At 41.4% G+C, this 20,923-nt stretch carries 14 protein-coding genes; 3 read left to right on the top strand and 11 right to left on the bottom strand.

Going from position 1 to position 20,923, the window contains the following annotated elements:
* Positions 1 to 11: 11 nt before the first annotated feature.
* Genes MHI27_RS20250 through MHI27_RS20260 form a run of 3 tightly spaced genes read right to left on the bottom strand, consistent with a single transcriptional unit; the run spans position 12 to position 4,837 of the window.
* Positions 12 to 1,391, bottom strand: coding sequence for a carbohydrate ABC transporter substrate-binding protein (locus MHI27_RS20250; protein ID WP_341128705.1), 1,380 nt, complete (start codon positions 1,389 to 1,391; stop codon positions 12 to 14).
* 22 nt (positions 1,392 to 1,413) lie between these two features.
* The gene (locus MHI27_RS20255; protein WP_076286550.1) at positions 1,414 to 3,057 is read right to left on the bottom strand and encodes a response regulator; all 1,644 of its coding nucleotides are present in this window, start codon (positions 3,055 to 3,057) and stop codon (positions 1,414 to 1,416) included.
* A complete protein-coding gene (locus MHI27_RS20260; RefSeq protein WP_042189748.1) occupies positions 3,035 to 4,837 on the bottom strand; it encodes a sensor histidine kinase in 1,803 nt (600 codons plus the stop codon). The genes MHI27_RS20255 and MHI27_RS20260 overlap by 23 nt, the downstream gene beginning before the upstream one ends.
* Before the next feature lie 174 nt (positions 4,838 to 5,011).
* On the opposite strand from MHI27_RS20260, the gene MHI27_RS20265 reads away from it, so the two are divergent.
* Positions 5,012 to 5,857: a lipase family protein gene (locus MHI27_RS20265; protein ID WP_405174570.1), complete on the top strand. Its 846-nt coding sequence runs from the start codon at positions 5,012 to 5,014 to the stop codon at positions 5,855 to 5,857.
* Here MHI27_RS20265 and MHI27_RS20270 read toward each other — a convergent pair.
* From MHI27_RS20270 to MHI27_RS20295, 6 genes are all read right to left on the bottom strand, one after another.
* A complete protein-coding gene (locus tag MHI27_RS20270; RefSeq protein ID WP_405174571.1) occupies positions 5,805 to 8,339 on the bottom strand; it encodes a GH39 family glycosyl hydrolase in 2,535 nt (844 codons plus the stop codon). The two genes, MHI27_RS20265 and MHI27_RS20270, sit on opposite strands and share 53 nt — an antisense overlap.
* A gap of 123 nt (positions 8,340 to 8,462) precedes the next feature.
* Positions 8,463 to 10,163 (bottom strand): glycoside hydrolase family 3 protein, encoded by a 1,701-nt coding sequence (locus tag MHI27_RS20275; RefSeq protein ID WP_405174572.1) that lies wholly within the window; start codon positions 10,161 to 10,163, stop codon positions 8,463 to 8,465.
* Between the two features lie 24 nt (positions 10,164 to 10,187).
* On the bottom strand, positions 10,188 to 12,452 hold the full coding sequence (locus MHI27_RS20280; RefSeq protein ID WP_405174573.1) for a beta-glucosidase: 2,265 nt from the start codon (positions 12,450 to 12,452) through the stop codon (positions 10,188 to 10,190).
* Positions 12,453 to 12,485: 33 nt separating this feature from the next.
* Positions 12,486 to 13,841, bottom strand: a complete 1,356-nt coding sequence (locus MHI27_RS20285; protein ID WP_076286555.1) for an MFS transporter — start codon at positions 13,839 to 13,841, stop codon at positions 12,486 to 12,488.
* Between the two features lie 84 nt (positions 13,842 to 13,925).
* The gene (locus MHI27_RS20290; protein ID WP_076286556.1) at positions 13,926 to 14,831 is read right to left on the bottom strand and encodes a phosphatase PAP2 family protein; all 906 of its coding nucleotides are present in this window, start codon (positions 14,829 to 14,831) and stop codon (positions 13,926 to 13,928) included.
* A 226-nt stretch (positions 14,832 to 15,057) separates the two neighbouring features.
* Complete coding sequence (locus MHI27_RS20295; protein WP_405174574.1) at positions 15,058 to 15,399, bottom strand: DUF4181 domain-containing protein; 342 nt, start codon at positions 15,397 to 15,399, stop codon at positions 15,058 to 15,060.
* 412 nt (positions 15,400 to 15,811) lie between these two features.
* On the opposite strand from MHI27_RS20295, the gene MHI27_RS20300 reads away from it, so the two are divergent.
* Positions 15,812 to 16,243: a flavodoxin domain-containing protein gene (locus MHI27_RS20300; RefSeq protein WP_340971244.1), complete on the top strand. Its 432-nt coding sequence runs from the start codon at positions 15,812 to 15,814 to the stop codon at positions 16,241 to 16,243.
* 95 nt (positions 16,244 to 16,338) lie between these two features.
* On the opposite strand, the gene MHI27_RS20305 is transcribed toward MHI27_RS20300, so the two are convergent.
* Together MHI27_RS20305 and MHI27_RS20310 are read right to left on the bottom strand one after the other, a co-directional pair.
* Entirely contained in the window at positions 16,339 to 18,408 is a 2,070-nt protein-coding gene (locus tag MHI27_RS20305) for a serine hydrolase (protein WP_149646960.1), read from the bottom strand.
* Positions 18,409 to 18,491: 83 nt separating this feature from the next.
* Positions 18,492 to 19,214 (bottom strand): MOSC domain-containing protein, encoded by a 723-nt coding sequence (locus tag MHI27_RS20310; RefSeq protein WP_076286559.1) that lies wholly within the window; start codon positions 19,212 to 19,214, stop codon positions 18,492 to 18,494.
* 205 nt (positions 19,215 to 19,419) lie between these two features.
* Here MHI27_RS20310 and MHI27_RS20315 point away from each other — a divergent pair, with 205 nt between their 5' ends.
* Positions 19,420 to 20,883 (top strand): ATP-binding protein, encoded by a 1,464-nt coding sequence (locus MHI27_RS20315; RefSeq protein WP_256721762.1) that lies wholly within the window; start codon positions 19,420 to 19,422, stop codon positions 20,881 to 20,883.
* Positions 20,884 to 20,923 lie beyond the last annotated feature (40 nt).

Raw genomic sequence — 20,923 nt, forward strand, 5'->3', positions numbered from 1 at the left:
AATAAACAGGTTTATTCTATAGAAGAACTTAATTCCCGCACACTCTTGGTTATTTTCTCAACCTCATCTTGCCACTGTTTAACAGTCAGCGTATTGCTCATTAGGCCAGTTATGGGGTTCCATATTGCCTCTACGTCTTTGATGACTAGCTGCGATGCTTGTTTCCATTGAAAAACAATCGGTGCTACATCTTTTTGAGATATTTGAACGGAATCATAGAATATTGGAGAAGTGTATGGCTTTACGATTTCCAGACCATTTTTAACCGTGACTATACCTTTGGATTTCTCCGCATTTAACTGAACGATATCATCATTGTATTGATAACGCAGGAACTCCTTGGCAAGTTCAATATTCTTCGCCTTGGCGGGAATAAACAGGCTATCCAAATAGGACATGACATACCTCTGATCCCCCTTATTAAACACAGGTGGTGCGAGAAAACCAAATTCGAATCCTTCTTCGCGTGGAGTGCCTTTCATTTCATTCTCTATCCATATTCCGCAAGGAATGAACAATGCCTTACCTTGTAGAAAAGCAGCCTGTGCTTGTGTATGGCTTAACTTAACGGTTCCTGGCATGACATAACCTTTTTGTGCTATAGCACTCAACACCTCAGCTATTTGTCTGACGGAATCGGACCTAAATGCATCCTTCTCATAATTTTCCGCCTTCCAGACGTCTTCCATCCCCCCTACAGATGCCACTGACGGCCAGAAAATAGACTCTAAATAACCCGGAAACAAACCTTGGTAGGTAAATAGTGATCTTCCATCCTTCTTAGCGAGCTCACCTAACTTCAAGAATTCATCCCATGTCTCTGGGAGCTTCCAGCCTTTTTTCTCAAAAAGAGTCTTGTTATAGATTAGCCCCATTGGAGAGGTATAGAACGGTGCAGCATAAATTTTTCCATCCCCTAAGGGATTAGCATAATCTAAAATACCATCCAGCATTTTATTCTTAAGAGGTTCTTGATTATCGAGAGCATTCCCTTCAAATACATCCGTCAAATCGAGTAATAATTTATCTCTTAACATTTCTTCAATCATACCTGTCGTCTCACTCTGTGAGATATAAATGATATCGGGTGGATTACCAACTGCGATTTGCGGTTTAAGTATTTCCATGATCTTGGGGCTTGCAGTCAAATTAACCGTTACCCCTGGATAGTCTGATTCAAATCGTTGTTTCACCGCGAGCCAATAATCCTTTCCTTGCCCTCCCTCAAATACTGCTAAGTTCAGAATTTTGTTCGCAAACTCATGTTTCACTTGGGAGGATTGTATTTTGCTCAAGCTCGAATCTGAAGGAGTACATCCTGTGCTAGCCCATAATAATAGGATCACACCTGCGAATATTAAACTATTTTTAATAGATTCCATAGATTTCATAACAGGTGCCTCCTCCTTGGACTTATTTAGTTGCGAGTAATTTCTTACGGAAATCTGAAGGACTAAGCCCCACGACCTTCTTAAATACCCGATTAAAATAAAACGGATCATCTATCCCCACTTGTGAAGCCACCTCTTTAATCCTCGTATCCGGAAGCTTTAACAATTCAATTGCCTTATTGATTTTTAGTTCATTCATATATTGAACAATGCTTCTGCCCGTATCTTGCTTAAATACACGACATAAGTAATTAACATTCATATTTACTTCTTGAGCGAGACGGTCAAGCGTTATTTTATTCTCAACATTCTCCTGCAAAATCTCCGTGATTCGAAGTACTTCTTTGCGATAAATATTACTTTTAACTTGATACAATAGATTAATGGCTTCCTGCATCGCTTGTTCAATAGATAGACTAAGCCCTTCCATAGACTCAGCTTGTGAAATATCACTCTCAAAACTCTCTAAGAGCGTTGTTGCCCCTACTCTATTTTGTTCAGTGGATGATAGTACTTGTGTGTTCCATTTTAAGATCAAGTTGTCTAGGTCAGATAATAATCCCAAAAGGTGAAATTTTAAGGCTGAAGGGTCCCATTTGATTTGTTTTGCCTCATTAAATAATATGCTTATATTCTCCAATACTAGCTTTGTGTTCCCTACTTCAACTGCTGCTTTGACTTGATCCAACCATTCCACATAATTAATGGAGTGTAGTGACTGGGTTAACTTTGAATGCCCAGCAACCAAGACAGATGCAGGCCCCGTATAAAAGTTGTTTGTAGATGCTCGCAGACACAAAGTGTATTGTTCTCTCAACTGCTTCAAACCTACGAATGCATCACTTAATGTAATGCTGACACTTAAATTCAAATACAGCTTAAGCATCTGCACTAAGTTATTCATCAACAGTAACCAACTGGGTTCGTCAGAATAACCGCTCTGTTCATAAACTATAACAATATACTGATTACTCTCCATCTCTATGAAATCAAATGCAAAGTGATCAGACACGGTTTCTTTCACAATATTCGCTATAGAAAAGCTAAGTAGCCTCTTGTTATTAATTTTGCCGTTACTTAGCGCCTCCACATAATCATCGATTCTTATCATAATAAGATTACCAGCAAGTCTATCGAAGGGTATCCCGTACTTCTGTGTTTCTTGTAACAAATAAACCATGTCCTGCTCCTGATCTAAAAGAAGCTCTCTCCATATGCTGTTCCGTTGCTGAAGCTGCGTTTCATTAAGCTTAATTTTCATATGAATGTCCTGTTCTTTAAGCTCTCGTTCCGTTAATAATTGCTCCGAGATCTTCGTCAGCAAGACAATCAGCTCATCTGGCTTAAGCGTCAGCTTCAACATATAATCTTCTGCTCCAAGTTTCATGGCTTCCCGCACGTAAGCATAATCATCATAATTACTAAGCACCACAAACTTCCCAGTGAATTTGCGTTCGTTGAGCGTTCGGATTAATTCAAGTCCATCCATGTTAGGCATCACTAGATCCATAATCACGATATCGATCGATTCTGTCTCTATGACCTCAAGAGCTTTGTATCCATCTGCAACAGCACCCATTAATTTAAAACCATATTCATCCCATTTAATTAGTGTACTAAGTGCAATCCTCACTATTTTCTCATCATCCACAATTAGTATCCGCATCAGCTGAGTCCTCCTGAAGTGTAGAAATATAAGGTATCGTGATGATAACATCCGTGCCTTGATCAGGCTTACTCCAAATCTCTAATCCATAGGGGTCTCCATAATGTAATTTGATTCTCTCCCGTACATTTCCAATACCGATATTTGCTAATCGATTCTCTGAATGATTATCTTTAAGTTGCAATATCTCCTGTAACTTCTCAGCACTCATCCCTTTCCCATTGTCGCTTAACTTAATCTTTAACACCTCTCCGTTCAATTCAGCAGTCATTGTAATTCTAGGTTCCATATTCTCGCCGCTTAGTCCATGAATAATCGAATTCTCTACAATGGGCTGAAGCAAAAATTTCAACACTTGAGTATCTAATAACTGTTCAGGAATTTGCACATCAACCTGTAATGACATCCCGTATCTAATTTGTTGAATAACGACATAGTTCTTGATGTTCCGAAGCTCTTCCCCAAGCGTTATCCGTTCATTCTTCTGAACAATTGTACTTCGAAGTAATTCAGCCAGTGCACCTAAACCATTGCTTACACTATCCGCCTGACTTAGCATCGCCGTCCATTTTAACGAACTCAATGTATTAAATAGAAAATGCGGATTAATTTGTGCCTGCAACATTTGTAGCTCAATACCCCTCTTCTGTGCCTGTTCTTGCTCCACACGGTCAATCAATAGTTTGATTTCCTCGATCATGGCTTCAAATTTCCCTGAAAGGTATCCGATTTCATCTGGATGATTGTCGTTTATTTCTACCTTTAAATTACCTCGCATGACCTGGTTCATTCCACTCACTAACTTCTTAAGGGGGGTGGAGATACTAACAGAGATGAAGGTTGCAAATAAGGATGAAACAACTACACATATGACGGCAATGAAGAACATTTCATTTCTAATCTCTACAGATCCCATATTCAAGTAGGCTTGCGGAATTAAACTAATTACATTCCAATGAAGTACCTCATTATGTGTATTTAAGAAAAAGTAGGGTTCTGCCCGCAGCGTTACTGTCCCCGTCTCCATACGGGAATTAATCAAATGATTTAAAGTACGATTAGCTTCCAAATCTTGATCCGACTGAAACAAGTGGTTGTTGCTCGTCAATATTTCTCCTGCATCATTCATAATGATTTGTTCACTACCCTGCCCCATATTAATGCTTCCAAACAAAATCTGTGAGAATAATTCCTCATCAATCCCCATAATGACGAACCCCACAGTTTCACCCGATCCATATGAGAGTGGAATCCTCCTAGACAATGAAAGGATATTATCACCAGCTGTCGTATGGGCTGTGGTCCAGATATCTGCACTTTTATTCTGTTTGGCCTGAGCAAATATTCGCTGTTTATCCTCTGTAGTAAATTCTTCGTATCCATAATCGTACAGAACTTGTCCATTATTAGTTAGAATCTGTAGTGTTTTGATTGTAGCAAACAGCCAAAATTTATCGCTTAACACAGTGTCTTCAAACTTCTTATGTATGTTACTAATATCAAGATCACTCAATCTATTGTAGCGGAGCAGTGCTTGCTGAATATCTCCATTCAACATGATTTGATCGGCGAAAGTCTCATATTTGGCCACTTCTGTTCCGATCTTGCTTCCTAAGAGGCGTAATATATCATTTACAAAGGTAGTTGTCTTAGAGGTGATTGCTTCATTCGATTTATGGTAAGCTAGAAAGCCGAAGGTGCACAGTGGGATAATAGCCAGCAGCAGAAATGAAATCATTAAGCGTCGCTGAACTTTTGACTTTCGAAGTAATTTAATCATTTACGTACACTAAAGTTAGATTCATATCGATAAACCTCCTAATAACAGATCATCTGAAGTAAGTATTCAAGCGGTGTAGAATTTAGCCCTTTCACATTAGTACAGGGTCTCGCATGATATAGGAATCTCTCCCTCGTCCCCCTAATATAGTTTAGGAAGAAGGGCGGGATGCACATGGGTACCAAAAATGATCAAGAGCAAAGGGCTATCTTTCTAGCTGCTATCTGCGGACAGACCTATGCGCAGTTCTCAAATAAAGAGGGTTCGTTCGTCGTTCCATTAGATTATCAGATCGTGGATACGATTGAAGCAAGATCCATCAGCGAGGTGTGGGAACGCTTTGGATTTATTTTGGAATCTCCACAAGAGATTATCGTTGCCTTCCGGGGAACCAGTTCCACAACCGATTGGATGTCAAACGTTATGGCCTCACAAAAGAGATTCAATTACATTAAAGAAGATACCCTTACCCACCGCGGTTTCACGAATATCTACTCATCAGCGCGCGATGGGATTATCTCTACACTCGCTAAGTTATCTCCCGATAAGACCTTATACATTACTGGTCACAGTCTTGGCGGAGCACTCGCCACTTTATGTGCTATTGATCTTGCGGCCAACACCTCGCACATCTCACCTATTCTGTACACCTATGGTTCACCACGTGTAGGCGATCCGAACTTCGTTAATGCTTTTAAACAATATGTCCGCAAGAGTTACCGTTATGCCAATCTCTTTGATGTTGTTACCTACGCGCCTCCACATGTATACAGGCTACCTAAACGGGAAACGAAGTACTATTACAGTCATGTCCACACTTTTTTATCACTGTCATTTCAGAATGGATCGGCAAGTGGTAATCATATGATCAGCTACTATTTCACAGAGCTATCCAAGCTTCAACCGCAATACTCCGAGGAACTTTGTCTATCGAACCCAGGATTCTGTCCAGTTGTAAATAACCCCATCATAAGCGCATCAATTCCACCAACTGCACCTCATGCGGAGACAACTTACTAATTAACGAATAGGTGCTCGTTATTTCGACTTGTTCAAAGGTCAGTTGCGGGCAGCTGGCTTGTTTCAAATAATTAAGGGTGTCAGCATCTATAGGATGAGGCGCCCCCATTCGTACCCACAGGTCGAAAACGCTTCCATTTTGCCTGTTAATTGTATGTCTTTTGATCGTATACGAGCCTGGCTGAATATCTGCAAGCTCCAACGTCAACTCTATGTCTCCACCTTCTTCGAACACATCGTATCTATTCGTGCGATTAATGAGCGAGGCATCACCTTTTTGGTACAATGAATCGATATGCGCGTAAGCATACATCAACACCTGCAGCCCCATATCACTACTAGTAATGTAATATCCTTTCCCTTGATGAATGAATTTGCGGCCTAATTTTGCAAGTAGTTTAAACGCGTAGAAGGATGGCTTTGGTATCCCGTTATATGTCATCAGCCCCAAACCTCCATGAAACATTTCTGACGACATTTTGAACTCCTCTAGCAAATCCGTAGCCGTCCAATAACCAAAACTATGGAGACCATCCATATTTTCCAGTACATTTTTCACGATATAGGCTGCCTTAAAGCATGTATCATTCACTAAATCACGATGAGAGCCTGTGGCATTCCATTCTGTCATATGCAGTTCAGGAACATCACTTCCCATAGCTTCCGATACGGTTTTCTTCAATTTAATAATGACTCGCGATAAATATTCTGTATCCGCTGAAAGCTCTATTTTCTGAAACAACACATCCGGATTCTCTTCATAATCCACCTGAATCACTTGAGTTGATCTTAACGATTCATCATACGGATAACTGTGAAAGGATATAAAATCAGGCTTTACGCCTCGTCTGCACACATCATTCATAAACCTTGTCAGCCAATCTGACTGCATTAACGTAAGAGATAAAACACCTGGCCCCCCCACACGTAGCTCAGAATCTATGGATATGATGGTTTGAAATGTTGAAATGAACAGCTCACAGTAAGCTTCATAAGTATCTGGCCAAAAAATATGGATTTCCGGTTCGTTCCACACCTCGAAATACCACTGCCTCACTTCATGAATGCCATATCTATGGATGTAATGTGTAATAAACTGATGAATCATCTGATTCCACTTACCGAGGTCCTTAGGACTACCCACCAAGCTCTTTTTATAAAAAACAGAAGTAGCTCCCTCTCCCGCAAGCTGGCGTGGTAAAAAAGAGAGCTCTAAAAACGGTTTCAATCCGGAGCACAGTAAAAAATCAAATAATGAATCACTATAAGCAAAGTTTAAGCTCACATCTCCCCGCTCATTCTCGCCATAAATCATCATCTCATCATCAAAAATACCGTGAAACCGTATATACTGAAACCCAATCTCCTGTTGCATTTGCTTGATATGTCTTTGTACCTCTGCAAACAATACCTCTTTGGCCTTTCCTACCGTCATGAGCTTCTTCCAAGTATGCGCAAGCTCCTTGCTTTGGTTAGACTTTACCGAAATCTCATGGGTCTGCTTATGTATATGAAGGGCAACTGGTAGATTGGAAGTAGCTGATAAATTCTTGTTAGGCAGATATTTGAATAGCGACTCAAACGCCTGTGTGGGATTCATGTCAAAGTAGTTAAACTGGGCCACACTGCTTTTCTGAAATGAACTGCGTCCGTTCAAGACGGTCTTCCGGTATTCTCCAGGCGTCTGTCGATAGAACTCTTTAAACACCGCATTAAAGGATTTCAGGTTGGGAAACCCATGATCATGAGCGATCTGTGTGATAGATAGATTGGTAAGCGTCAAATCTTTTACAGCTTTATCCAAACGCACCGCATTCACATATTTGGTAAAGGAAGTACCCATATACTCTTTGAAAAAACGCGATAAATACGGAACGGTCAAATACTCCTGAAGGGCCAACTGCTGGATGTTAATTGCCCGATTGTAGTTCTCTTTGACATAAGAGGTAATTCGCAATAGCCGTTCACGATGCTTATCATCATGTTTCTCAGGACTTTGGTCTTGTTCACGAAATCCTTGCATGAGTAAATAAGTTAAATTAAGAAGACAGGACTGTATGCGTAGATGATACCCTTGTGGGCGCTTATTGTGAAGCAGCATCATCTCAGCCAGCAATGTACGAAGTTCATCAAACTTAGATTGTTCTTCATAGCTAGCAGCCGCAGAATTACAATCGAATAACATTCTTTCGATCTGAGGTTCAATCAGAAGTAAATAAGAAACTGGAATTTGCAGCGCTAGCACCAAATTATTCTCTTCAGCTTTAATCGCATGAATTTCATTAGCATTAATCAAGAACAAATCTTCTTCATTTAACTCTCTAAATCTGTCCTTTGTGAAAAGTTCAAGTTTCCCCTTGAGTACGAATAATATTTCAATGCTATCATGCCAATGATTCGGGACCTGATGGGTACTGTGCAAAAACATGTGGACCGGAAGATGATCGTCCATCTCAATATTTTCGTAGGTGTAGCTTTGCAACTAGCACCCTCCTCTCACTCTCTCAATATATGTATTATGTCCTATTATATTATAAAAAAAGCGATTGAATAGAACTATCCTATTCAATCGCTTGATACTATTACAGATCTCTATGAATTCTAATTATAGTTGTGTATCCCAATAGCCACAAAACGGATCCACAGGATTAACTCCTTTAAAGGAGGAACGCCCCACAAGCTTCTCAATCAGTGCATCTACCACATAATTACTTGGTGAATAGGCATTAATGAACGTTGGTATACGCGGGACGTCGATCAAATGATAAGGATTCGCTACAGAAATGAACATCGTTGGCAGTTCTTGAATAAACCATGGCATGTCTGCCCCAAATGGAGGTGCCCAATTAATCCGTACAACGGTTTGATTACTATGGGTCTCCAGATTTGAGATATAGACCGCAGCATCATAGTGATCCGTTAACGCTTTTACACCTCCGAACATGGCACTGAAATCAACTTCACTCTTATTGAAGAGCGTTACCTCGAATCCTTCCTCGTTTAGCTTGGAAATGAAGTAAGGTGCAATATCTGCCCCTCCGAATAATCCTTCCTCGCCTCCTAGTGTGAATACCAGTAGACGTTTGTGACTCTCAGGACTAATGGGGAGCATCTCCTGTGTATCCTTCACTAATGTAACTGACTCATCTGCACATTCCTGAGCCCAACGCACATGCTCTTCGCAAGCAAGGACGGCAAGGGCTTCTTTTTCTGGAACGAGCGTGCCTTGTTGTTTCTTCTTATGAAGTCCCAGCGCAGCTTTCACTGCAAGAATACGAGTCACTGCTTCGTTCACGCGCTCCTCCGTCAGAATGCCGGTCTCAATTCCTTTCATCATATAGGCAAAGTCTTCTTCTAAACTCTTGTTAAAGAGGAACATATCACAACCCGCAGCGATGGATGTCGGAACCGCTAGCTCCCGCTTCATTGCCATCGTGAATCCCGCCATTGGCGTAGCATCTGTAGTAATTAATCCATTAAAGCCGAGCTTGTTACGCAATAAATCATTTAAAAGCTCAGGAGCTAACGTTGCAGGCATAATCTCCAAATCTGTAATCCCCGGACGTAATTCTCTGGAATAGGCGGGATGAGCGATATGCCCTACCATAACCGTATGTGCGCCAGCTTCTATACAATCCGCGTATACCTTCCCAAAGGTAGCATCCCACTCTTCCACTGAAAGTGAGTTAATAGAGGTCAACAAATGCTGGTCCCTTTCGTCAACGCCATCCCCAGGGAAGTGTTTAATAGATACGGCCATGCCATGCTCTTGAATCGCTTCGGTGTACGCCTTGCTCATGCGAGCTACTCTCTGCGGATCAGAACCGAATGTTCTAACATTGGTTATCGGATTACGGAAATTATAGTCGATATCGAGAATGGGTGCGAAAGCCCAGTTACAGCCTACAGCACCACCCTCCCGCGCGGCAATGATACCAAGTTTACGAGCCATTTCGGTATTATCCGTCGCCGCCACTTGCAGCTGCTTGCCGAAGAAAGTACCCTCTGCCGCAGAACCATTACCTCCTGCTTCAAGATTAGCTGCAATTAGCAGCGGAATATCCGATGTATCCTGCAAGTAGCGATGTGTTTCTTGCACCAGCTCTCCTGGACCGGGACGGAACATAATCCCGCCAATCTTAATCCCTTGTGTCAAAAGTGCCAGCTGTGTCTTATCATCGGTGAACCCGATCGGGCAAAATAACTGCCCGACCTTGCCCGCCAAATCCAGAGAGGCTAAGATTTGTTCTACCCATTTAATCCCCTCATCATCTAGATGAAACGGTTTAGCTTTCAAATCTATCATGTCTTTTATCTCACTCTCCCAGATTTATTTATTGGAATTCAATAGATTAATCAGCTCATCCAACCCTTGTTCCGTCATAGCACCTTGACTGAACATAACCATTGCACGAATCGGCATGTTGCGCATCATCTCGATCATCATATCCGAGCCATCCTGAAGCATGGGCATCATCTCACCAGCTTGTGACAGCATGGCTTGAATAATAGCAGCAGCCTGTGGATCTCCTATAAGATCACCTATAGTTGAATTACGGGTATAGGATTTAGCGAGGGATACAGTTGATTCAACAACCACAGACTCAACAAGCAGGATCTCTTGGGAGGAAGCTCCCACCAAAATTTCAAATTCACCGGTTTCCACATGCCAATCTTTCAGCTTCACGTTATAATAAGCAAACGCTCTGCTATCAAGCGTAAAGCTTACCTGCTTCGTTTCCCCAGGCTGCAGATCTACCTTCGCGAAGCCCTTTAACTCCTTCTCTGGCCGCACCACATTACTGAGTACGTCTTTTACATATAGCTGTACTACTTCTTTGCCTTGCATAGCGCCAGTATTGGTAACCTTCACGCTTACTTGCAGCGTGTCAGTATCTTTCAAAGAGTGCGAACTTACCGAAAGATCAGAGTATGCAAATGTTGTATAGCTGAGACCATAACCAAACGGGAATAAAGGCGAAATTCGCTTAGCATCGTAGTAGCGGTATCCTACGAACAATCCTTCCTTGTATTCAACGGTATCTCCTTCGCCAGGGAAATTTAAGTAGGAAGGATTATGTTCTAGCTCCATAGGGAAGGTCTCTGCCAGCTTACCTGATGGGCTTACGTTTCCGAATAACAGATCGGAGATGGCACCACCAAGCGCTTGCCCACCTAGATAACCCTCAAGCACAGCTTTGACGTTGCTGATCCAAGGCATTTCAATGGCCGATCCGTTACTCAGCACAACGACAGTGTTAGGCTGAACATCAGCGACTGCTTCGATCAAGCGGATCTGACTCTCTGGAATACGAAGATGAGTCCGGTCGTAGCCTTCAGACTCATAGCGCTCTGGCAATCCGACGAACACAATCGCCGTATCTGCTTGTGAAGCGGCTTCTATGGCTTGCCCAATAAGTTCCAGACTCGGCTCATCGCTATCAGAAACGTAACCTTGAGAATAACTCAATTTCGCATATGAACCCGCTTCTTCTAGAAGGCTGTAATATATATCATCCAACCTAGTTGGCTTGATATGTGAGCTTCCACCACCTTGATACCGTGGATTACGGGCGAAATCACCGATCACGGCATAGGAGCCCTCACGTTTCAGAGGAAGCAACCCATCCTCATTTTTGAGTAGCACCATACTTTCTCTGGCAGCAACTCTAGCTAATTGGTGATGTGCCTCAGGATCATAGGAAGCATTTTCTTTGTCATTCTCAACAGCTTTGAAAATAATAGAAAGCAAGCGACCCACCGCACGATCCAGTGCTGCTTCAGCTAATGTTCCGCTCTGAACCGCATCGATAATCTTCTGATCACCGGCACCATTACTTGACGGCATTTCTAGCTCCAAACCTGCCGCTAAGCCTTTAGCTCGCTCATTCACCGCACCCCAGTCAGAAACTACGAACCCCTCATGTCCCCATTCTTCTTTTAATATATCCGTGAGTAAATACGGATTCTCTGAAGCATACTCGCCGTTCACCTGATTGTAGGAGCACATAACGGTCCATGGCTGCGCTTTTTTCACCACGCTTTCGAAGCTCGCCAAATAGATTTCCCTTAGTGTACGCTCATCTACAATTGCATCTACAGACATACGCCGATGCTCTTGATTATTTGCAGCAAAGTGTTTTAACGAAGTTCCTACGCCTTGGCTCTGAACGCCTTCAATATGGCCTATTGCCATCTCGGAGGATAAATACGGATCTTCAGAGAAATATTCAAAATTGCGGCCGCATAAGGGTGAACGTTTAATATTAGCTCCAGGCCCCAGTAAAATAGAGACATCTTCTGCCTGACACTCTTCCCCAATGGCTGCACCTACCTGCTTGATTAGCTCCCGGTCCCAAGAGCAAGCCATTCCAGCTCCTGCCGGAAAACAAGTAGAAGGGACACTATCGAATATACCCAAATGATCATTCCCAGCTTTTTGCTTACGCAGACCATGTGGACCATCTGTCATCATGATGGATGGAATACCTAGTCGTTCGACGGCTTTTGTCTGCCAGAAATCTAGTCCTGAGCAAAGACCTGCTTTTTCCTCTAAAGTCATTTGTGCAATAATTTCTTGAATGTTAAGTACCATGTTCATTTCACTCCTTATGAATGACTCGTTTCTTTACATAGCGATAGAAGAATTGCGACGTTCCTCGAGTTCACGCATCATAACGGGTTGATCCTTGTCAAGACGATAGAACAACAGCAAAGTAATCATAATAATTTGGCCAATAATCGGTGCCCACAAATAGTTAAATGAAATCGCAGCTAATGCGGATTCTGACTGCGCCGTGGAGTTAGCTACATAACCACCCATCGACAATATCACCCCACCAAGTGCTCCACCGAGTCCCATCCCCACCTTAACCCCAAAACTAGCAGCTGAATAAAGTAGGCCTTGTGCCCGAACACCTGATTTCCACTCCCCATAATCAACCGTGTCGGCCATCATTGCAAAAATCAGACCTGCTCCTACTCCCATGCCAAGCCCGCTTATAAGAAGCCCTGCCAACAGCACCGGAACAGAAAGGGCATTCCCCCCAGTAATTGCAATAAGGTAGCCAATGATAGACACCACTGATCCCATAATAATTGTGTTCCTTTTCCCAATTTTCTTCACTACAAAAGGAGCGATCACCATCGAAAATATCATCAACAATTGCATCGAATTCACGATAGGAATGAGTTCAGGCTTTTTCATATAATAGGTCATATAATAAATGCTGGTCTGTCCTTGTATCGATGTTGTGATCCACAGGAACAAGCTCATCAGTAGCATGATCAACCAAGGTACATTGCCTTTGAGCGCTTTAACACCTTCTCTCATCGGAAGCGGTTTTTCATCAATGGCTTTTACGCGTTCTTTAGTGTTCGCAAACATGTTTAGAAACAGCAGCAGTGCAATGCTTGAGAACAAGATCATGGTGACCAGAAAACCCTTTGCTTGATCGCCACCACCAAAAGCTTTCACAAGCGGCATCGTTCCAGCACTAACTGTAACAACCCCAATTACGGCGAATATCATACGAACCGTATTGATCACTGTACGTTCATTAGAATTACTAGTCAGACTTGGCAGGATTGCAGACAGTGGTAGATTAATACCGGAATACATAATACCGAGCACGGTGTACGAAATGTATGCGTATACAAGTTTGCCCGTATCACCAAAATCCGGCGTCAAAAACATAAGTACTGCAGTCAAGCTGAAAGGAACAGCAAGCCAAAGAAAATAGGGTCTGCATTTCCCCCACTTTGTTTGCGTGCGGTCAATCATGACACCAATGAACGGCTCGACGATCGCGTCGATTACCCGTGCAACAAGAAATACCACAGCTACTGCACCAGGGTTCAGACCAAACACATCCGTATAGAAGTACATGAGGTAAAGTGTTGTCATCTGGAAAATTAGATTTGACGCGGTATCGCCTAGCCCATAACTAATTCGCTCTCTCCATGGCATTTGATTTTCATTCATACTACCATCTCCCCTGCGCCGCATTTTGTTAGCGCTTTCTTAATTGCATTGTACTGAAGCTGATTCTTTTAAACTGTCCGTATTTTAACGAAAATAGGGGGCATTTTTATCTTTTAACAGAGCGGTAGCGTTAGGCTGACTATTAGGATACAGGTCAACCTTAAAGAGCTTACAGAACAGCAGCATACAAGTAATTGTAATAAACGCTCCAAATAATACATCCGTTGCAAAATGATCTCCCATAATGACGCGGCTAGTCGAGGTGCTGATTCCCCACACTACCGCACAGACAAGCATGATATTGCGCCATTTATTAGCGAAAGGCATAAACATCATCCACAGCATCATGGTCCAGCCATTGGCAGAGTGACCCGAAGGAAAGGATTTGTATGCTTCCGTTGTGACGCCGTTCTCTTGAATGCCTTGGGGGAGAAACCAGCTTGTAAATAGAGAATAATCGCCCTCCATATTACGAAAACGCATCCTTCCCCAAAAGATTTTGAGGACATTTACAAGCAGAATCTCCGCGAATACGATCACGATAGCTGCCCAAGCAGCACGATTATACTGTCTGAGCGTTTGAACAGCTATACGGTTCAATAGCCATTGACACAACGTTGCAAATAGTACGGTTATAATTAAACTGTTGATCATAACATGATCCCCATCCAGCCCATACCCACGAGTTAAAGTAATCGTTATAATACCAAATCCACTAAGTAGGATGAATAATCCGGACACCAGACGGACCATAATCTTCTTTATCAACCGTTCATTTCTAACCGTACTAAATAGAATACTCCCAGCTGCGAATAACACTAGAAAAGCTGGATGTTCTCCATATACCTCAAAAAACCAACCAAACCGCGATTCATGTTCGTTATACAGAGCTTTGGATAGATTCAGATCATTAAACGTAAAGATCGTCATTAACATGACCCATACTATAAGAAATCCCCAAATAAAACGTTTTGTCCCTTTTGTCGTCATCTCCTCATCCCCTTTATACTCATTTAGGAAACGCTTACATTTGAGATTATAAAGCTCCATTCATGAATTCGGATAGGCGAATAATAACTTAAACTAGGGTAGATTTTAACCCTCCTCTTATGTGAAAAAGTGATCAATAAATCAAAAGGATCGTTTATCTACAATAAGCAAAAAAGCCTAATCCCTTTTGCACGCGACAGGAGATTAAGCTTTATGGTACAAACGATTAAAAAAGGAAATAAACTAACACCACACCTTCAACTAACAAAATCAGTGAAACGATATGTTGTTTCGTATGCTTTAAGAATTTCCAATCAATAAATGACTGAAATCCTAGGGAAATAATTATGAATACAATCCAAAACCACTTCATTCCCATCCCCTGTACGCCATCAGCTATCATTATGAGAATTACCGAAATTAATCCAATAAGTCCGAGTATTAATTTACCTTTTATATTTAGCTCATTACCGTCGTCAGAAAGTTTTTCTTTATCCGGGCCAACAATCCATATCCTTAGAAAAAAACCAGAAAAAGCAATAATTAATAATAAAAATGGAATAATCAATCCTGTTGCCTCCTTCTAAGAAGTTATTCATATTTATTTCTTATCATTAGTTCTTTGATTTCTCTTAACTCATTTAATAATTCTTTAGATATTTGCGTACTTCTAGAGTTATCGATGCCTAATTTAATCACGAATACTCCAAGCAAAAAATAGATGACTAGCATTACGATAATACTCAACTTATCTCCACTCCCCTCTTTATCGTTTGATTCTTAAAAGATGTAGTTAGTGATAGCGTAATTATCCCTATGATACCATAATAAGGGTGTTTGATTAACGCATGAGAACTTATTGCTAACTTGACAAAAGATCTGCATTTTCGATAGTATAGATAATATCTCGATTATCAAGATATTCGATTTGCGAGGGTATTTTGAAACCTGAACAATTTAAACTGAAAAGAGGGACCACAATGGCAGTACTTATTCTATACGCTACAAAATCAGGGGCAACAGAGCAATGCGCAAAGGTATTATCAGAAGAGCTTCCTCAGAGTAAGATCTGTAATATTGAAATAGAGAAGCCAAGTCTTGAGGCATTTGATAGCATTATTTTAGGTGCTGGAGTAAGAGACGAGAAAATATATAAAGCGATTCGTGATTTTATCAAAAAAAATAAAGATGAGTTACTAAATAAGAAGATGGGCTACTATATTTGTAACGAAAAACCAAAGACTACGGAGGAATTAATTGAGAAGAATTTTCCGGATGATCTAAAGAAAGCTGCGGTTTGCATCGAATCCTTTGGCGGTTATAAAGCCTATAAGGCTCCCAAAGAAGGTACTGATCAGCTCAAGGGGATTTTTGTAGATAAAATAAAAGAGTTTTCTAAGAATTTTAAATAGGGAATATAGAATTTTCTAATAAAGATCCTGTTATCCAGATATATTATCTGGATAACAGGATCTTTTTTAATAAAATATACTTAAATGGTTTATTACTACTTGATTGTCAATTCAAACTTCGCACCCACATCGCTTACAAATACAATCTTCCCGTTATTCGGAAGTTTAACTTGCGTAAGACCACTGACAGTAGAGAAATTTACACACACACCATTCGCATCATAGACAGCAAAGGAACCTTTAGGTGGTAGCCCTACTGTCATCAACTTGCCTGATGCTGTCTCAGGTACTTCATACCATCTCGCATATCCATCTGCTTGAATGGTTACCAATGATTGCGGGCCGGCATAGATAGGTTTAATGGCATCCTGCGTTATAAATAATTGGTTTCCAATCTTGAGATACTCCACGCCCTCTTTATTTTCAAAAACAATATCCGCAAGATCGCGCCCACCTAAAGTTGGAATTTGCACGGTCATTTCAGCTTTATTCGGCCCAGTTATTTTATTTGAGCCCATATAGCCCGGTGCATCAGGGAACATAGCAATTCCAGCTACTGGCATACTCATGTAAAATTGTGAGCTATACTTCTCACTGACATCAAAATACAATTTCCCTTGACGCTGCTGCCAAGCTGACAAGACCTCATTGGATAAAGCGTTTGCCTCTAGCTTTTCAGCTGAATATTGAGAAAGAGCAGTCTCACCAAGCCCTGGAATGACCCCGTACCCTTGAATCCAAAGGTAGACACGACCATTGCTTTCCTTCACAAAGCTGACTTTATTAGTACCCGTTGCATCTAAGAATTCACCGTTTGTATTATACGAAAATTTCTGAGCTGGAAATGTAGGTGCCATAATCGAAGATATACTCAATTCCCCAGCTTTACTAATCTCTATCTTCATCAGTTGTGTAGAATCAGCATAGACACCAGCATAATCCAGCAATTCCTGCGGCATAACCTCTTTGTTCGAAGCTTTAAATGTAGGTGTAGGTTTTAATTCCTTGATAACTCCCTTTTCTTGTAGCGCACTGAGCAATATTTCGTTAGCAAGCATCTGATCGGTTGTGCTATCCCCACCAGAAGATACCACAGCTGCTGCCATCTGCTGATCAGGCAATACAACAAGTGAAGTATGATACAGAGTTGTATCCCCACCCTTTGTCAGAGCTTTGATCTCGTACTGATTGAATGGATATAAATTTACACTGTCCCAGCCCAATCCATACGCAAACGAATTATCTTTTCCTTTTGGCCACATTCCACGCTTGTACTCCTCTTGCTCCATCGCTTTTACTGATTTTTCTGACAGAAGTTCTTTCGATCCTCCAGTGAAAATAGTTGCAAATCGCACCAAATCTTCAGCCGTAGAATAGATGCCCCCTGTTCCAATCACGTTAATCGTCTCTTGGGGTAAAGCGGCAGGGTAGGTAGCATTGTATACACTTGCCAGCTGTCTAGAATCCACAGAATCTACTGGCGTTTTCGTATGCCCAAGCCCTAAAGGACCTGTAAAATTCTGATGGATGAATGTAGTGAAGTCCATTCCACTAACTTTCTCAACAATCAACTCCGCCAGCGTAAATCCATCATTACAATATACTGAGTAGGCTCCTGGATCTGCCTTTAGGCGTTGAGTTGTCAAAGTCGCTAGCAAATTATCTTTGGCGATAGAATCAGAATCATTGAATAAGAAAGAGTTTGATAAGTTCGAACCCCCAAGACCTGATGAATGATTCAGCAGCATTCGTACGGTGATTTGCTTATAGCGTGAATCTTCCATTGTAAAATTATTCAGATACGATACGACAGGTGCATCCAAATCTACCTTTCCTTGATCAACGAGCTTCATAATAGAAGCGGTCGTATACATTTTACTCGTCGAGCCAATTCCATACATCGTTGTAGTGCTTGGTGCTGTCTTGCTCTCCACATGGCTGTATCCAGCTGTGCCGCTCATAACGATATTATCGCCATCGATAAGAGCATATTGGAGACTTGTCGTTCCTATCTTTTCCGTTAAGAATGCTGCCTTCTCTGCTGCGACCTTCTGAGTGTTCACATATGTTTGCGTTTTGCTACTATCCGCTGCTAATGCATTCGTTGGAAGATAAACTACTAAAAGTAAAGATACCATCAACAGGGATATTATTTTCTTCTTCATACATTCCCTCCCGCTATGAATTTTCCATTCCTTTAAAGGGTAAATTATCCATATGAGAATGTAAAGGACGTTTATATCATTATCTAATCCATTAATTCTACTTTGTCTCCAATTCTGATTTCCCCTGTCTTAACTACAGAAGCGTACACTCCGAAGTGTAGTTCAAATTCTTGGTTTAGTTTTTTCAATAATTTAGGGTCTCTTTCCTGACTATCCGGGTCCATCGTGATAACCATACATCTCTCACAAAAACTATCTACCTGTAGCTGAACATCTCCTATGGAGAGCTGCCGCCCGATCCAATCCCCTTCGAAAAGAGATTCATCGCTTAGAGCTATAACAAAGTTCCCACGAAACCGGCGCTGATCTAAGGAATGTCCCCACGCAGCCTCTAGCTTCTTCAAACTAGCATCCGTAATGAGTAAAATACTGGCGCCATCCACCGATAACAATTGCGGGTGCTCTGGCTGTGGATGTGAAGCTTTTATACTAGACATGGTAATTCGCGTTTTAGTTTGGCTTTGGATTTCTTCCAATAAATGCTCATCCCACCCAAAGGTTCGTCCATCCGAAGCCCTTACATGAATTTCTCCATTGATAAATTGCGCTTGGTAGGTAAGCATTTTAGGATTATTTCTAGCCGTAAAATACCGCCACCAGCCCTCTTTTGACTCATCATAAAAGGCACAGAAGCGATCACCTAACATTCCATACGGTTCTATTACACAGGTTTCCAATCGTTCACCTGCAAATGACTTGACTGGATAGCGATTAATTTCTCTGATTTCACCAACGATTGATTCCACGGCACAACGCCTCCACTTTCTAAAAATACAACATATCCTTTAATTCTAACTGAAATCGTTTGACTCTTGCACCCTTATTTTCACAACAACACATAGCTATTTCGAACGATTCTCGATCACATAAAAATTTATATATTTTATTTGATTATATGTTTTATACTATGACTATTACATATAGTGGAAAGAATATGAGAGGTGAATAGCAGTGCGGTCCAATGAATTCCAAAGTTTTGATTTTGCTTTTACACATGCTGTAATTGGAATGGCTCTAGTTTCGTTAGATGGAACGTTCCTAAAATGGAATTCAGCCCTAAGTACCCTATTGGGATATGATCATAACGAGTTAATAACACCTTCACCATCCGTCCGAACCCTTCTAAGTCAGATCCATGAAATTGCTGAGCTTGGAAGGTCTCTTTCCTCTATGAACATCCATCCGCATCGATTCCAACAGGCCTACTACCTACCAACCGGACAGCTGTTATCAATAGAGATCTCCATATCTATCGTTTCGGGAGCTAATGGTGCACCCCTATATTATTTTACTCAATTTGAGAACAAGACCTTGATCAGGCATATAGAAACTCAGCTGCAAGAAGCGGAAAGCAGTCTACTAGAAAAAGATAAATCATTCCTGCAACTCCTGGAGGGATTACCTCTGACCGTTGTTATTACAGCAAAAGGGATTATTCAGTATGTGAATTCAGCGGGCTTACAGTTAATCCATGCGGAGAGCCTGAATCAATTGGTGGGTACATCCACTACTAATATTGTAGACCTTACCAACCATGCAATCCTCCAAGAACGAAGGGAAAGGTATTACAGTGGTGACACGATTGGCTCTGTTTGCTACTTAATTAATTGCTTAAACGGTCAGCAGAAATTTGTGGATGGATTCACATTACCGATTATTTTCAATGGAAACATGGCATTTATCGGAATTTTTAAAGATGTCTCTCAGCAAATGCTGGAAGAAGAACGGCTAATCCAATCCGAGAAATTATCTACTGCAGGGCAATTAGCTGCTGGAATCGCGCATGAAATCAGAAATCCGCTTACCGCCATTAACGGCTTCATGAAGCTGCTTCGCTCTTCCGAGCGCATGAATGATAAATATTTTTTCATTATTGAGTCAGAATTGAAACGCATCGAATTTATCGTTAACGAGCTGCTGGTCTTATCCAAGCCACAAACGACGCATATCAGTAAACCAGTGGATTTATTATCTTTACTAGAACAAGTCACCACACTAATGAATGGACAAGCTGCACTGAAAAACCTTCAGATCCTCCCTGTCTGTACAGATCACTCCATATGGATCCATGGTGAGGCTTATCAGCTGAAACAGGTATTTATTAATTTACTTAAAAATGCGATGGAAGCCATGAATAGTGGAGGAAACATATATATTCATGTGCTTACAAATGAAAGCGAAGCCCGAATCAGCGTGCAAGATGAAGGTTGCGGGATGACAGAGGAACAGATTAAAGCACTTGGTAAACCATTTTATACGACAAAAGAAACAGGAACAGGCCTTGGATTTATGATCACGCAGAATATTGTACATAATCATGGCGGAGCGATCAGTGTAGAAAGTGTTCCTGAGCAAGGCACTACATTTACGGTAACCATTCCAAAAATTTTAGAGCCAGAGGAAGCTGCGGTATAGCATATGAAGTGCCGCAATGAATGATCCTCATTCATACTAG

The organism is Paenibacillus sp. FSL H8-0261 (genome assembly GCF_045040645.1).
In the GTDB taxonomy this organism is placed as follows: domain Bacteria; phylum Bacillota; class Bacilli; order Paenibacillales; family Paenibacillaceae; genus Paenibacillus_AQ.

Bases quoted from the DNA above. Each gene is read 5' to 3' on its own strand.
- MHI27_RS20250 (WP_341128705.1), bottom strand. From the start codon at position 1,391: ATGAAATCTATGGAATCTATTAAAAATAGTTTAATATTCGCAGGTGTG.
- MHI27_RS20255 (WP_076286550.1), bottom strand. From the start codon at position 3,057: ATGCGGATACTAATTGTGGATGATGAGAAAATAGTGAGGATTGCACTT.
- MHI27_RS20260 (WP_042189748.1), bottom strand. From the start codon at position 4,837: ATGATTAAATTACTTCGAAAGTCAAAAGTTCAGCGACGCTTAATGATT.
- MHI27_RS20265 (WP_405174570.1), top strand. From the start codon at position 5,012: ATGGGTACCAAAAATGATCAAGAGCAAAGGGCTATCTTTCTAGCTGCT.
- MHI27_RS20275 (WP_405174572.1), bottom strand. From the start codon at position 10,163: ATGATAGATTTGAAAGCTAAACCGTTTCATCTAGATGATGAGGGGATT.
- MHI27_RS20280 (WP_405174573.1), bottom strand. From the start codon at position 12,452: ATGGTACTTAACATTCAAGAAATTATTGCACAAATGACTTTAGAGGAA.
- MHI27_RS20285 (WP_076286555.1), bottom strand. From the start codon at position 13,841: ATGAATGAAAATCAAATGCCATGGAGAGAGCGAATTAGTTATGGGCTA.
- MHI27_RS20290 (WP_076286556.1), bottom strand. From the start codon at position 14,831: ATGACGACAAAAGGGACAAAACGTTTTATTTGGGGATTTCTTATAGTA.
- MHI27_RS20300 (WP_340971244.1), top strand. From the start codon at position 15,812: ATGGCAGTACTTATTCTATACGCTACAAAATCAGGGGCAACAGAGCAA.
- MHI27_RS20305 (WP_149646960.1), bottom strand. From the start codon at position 18,408: ATGAAGAAGAAAATAATATCCCTGTTGATGGTATCTTTACTTTTAGTA.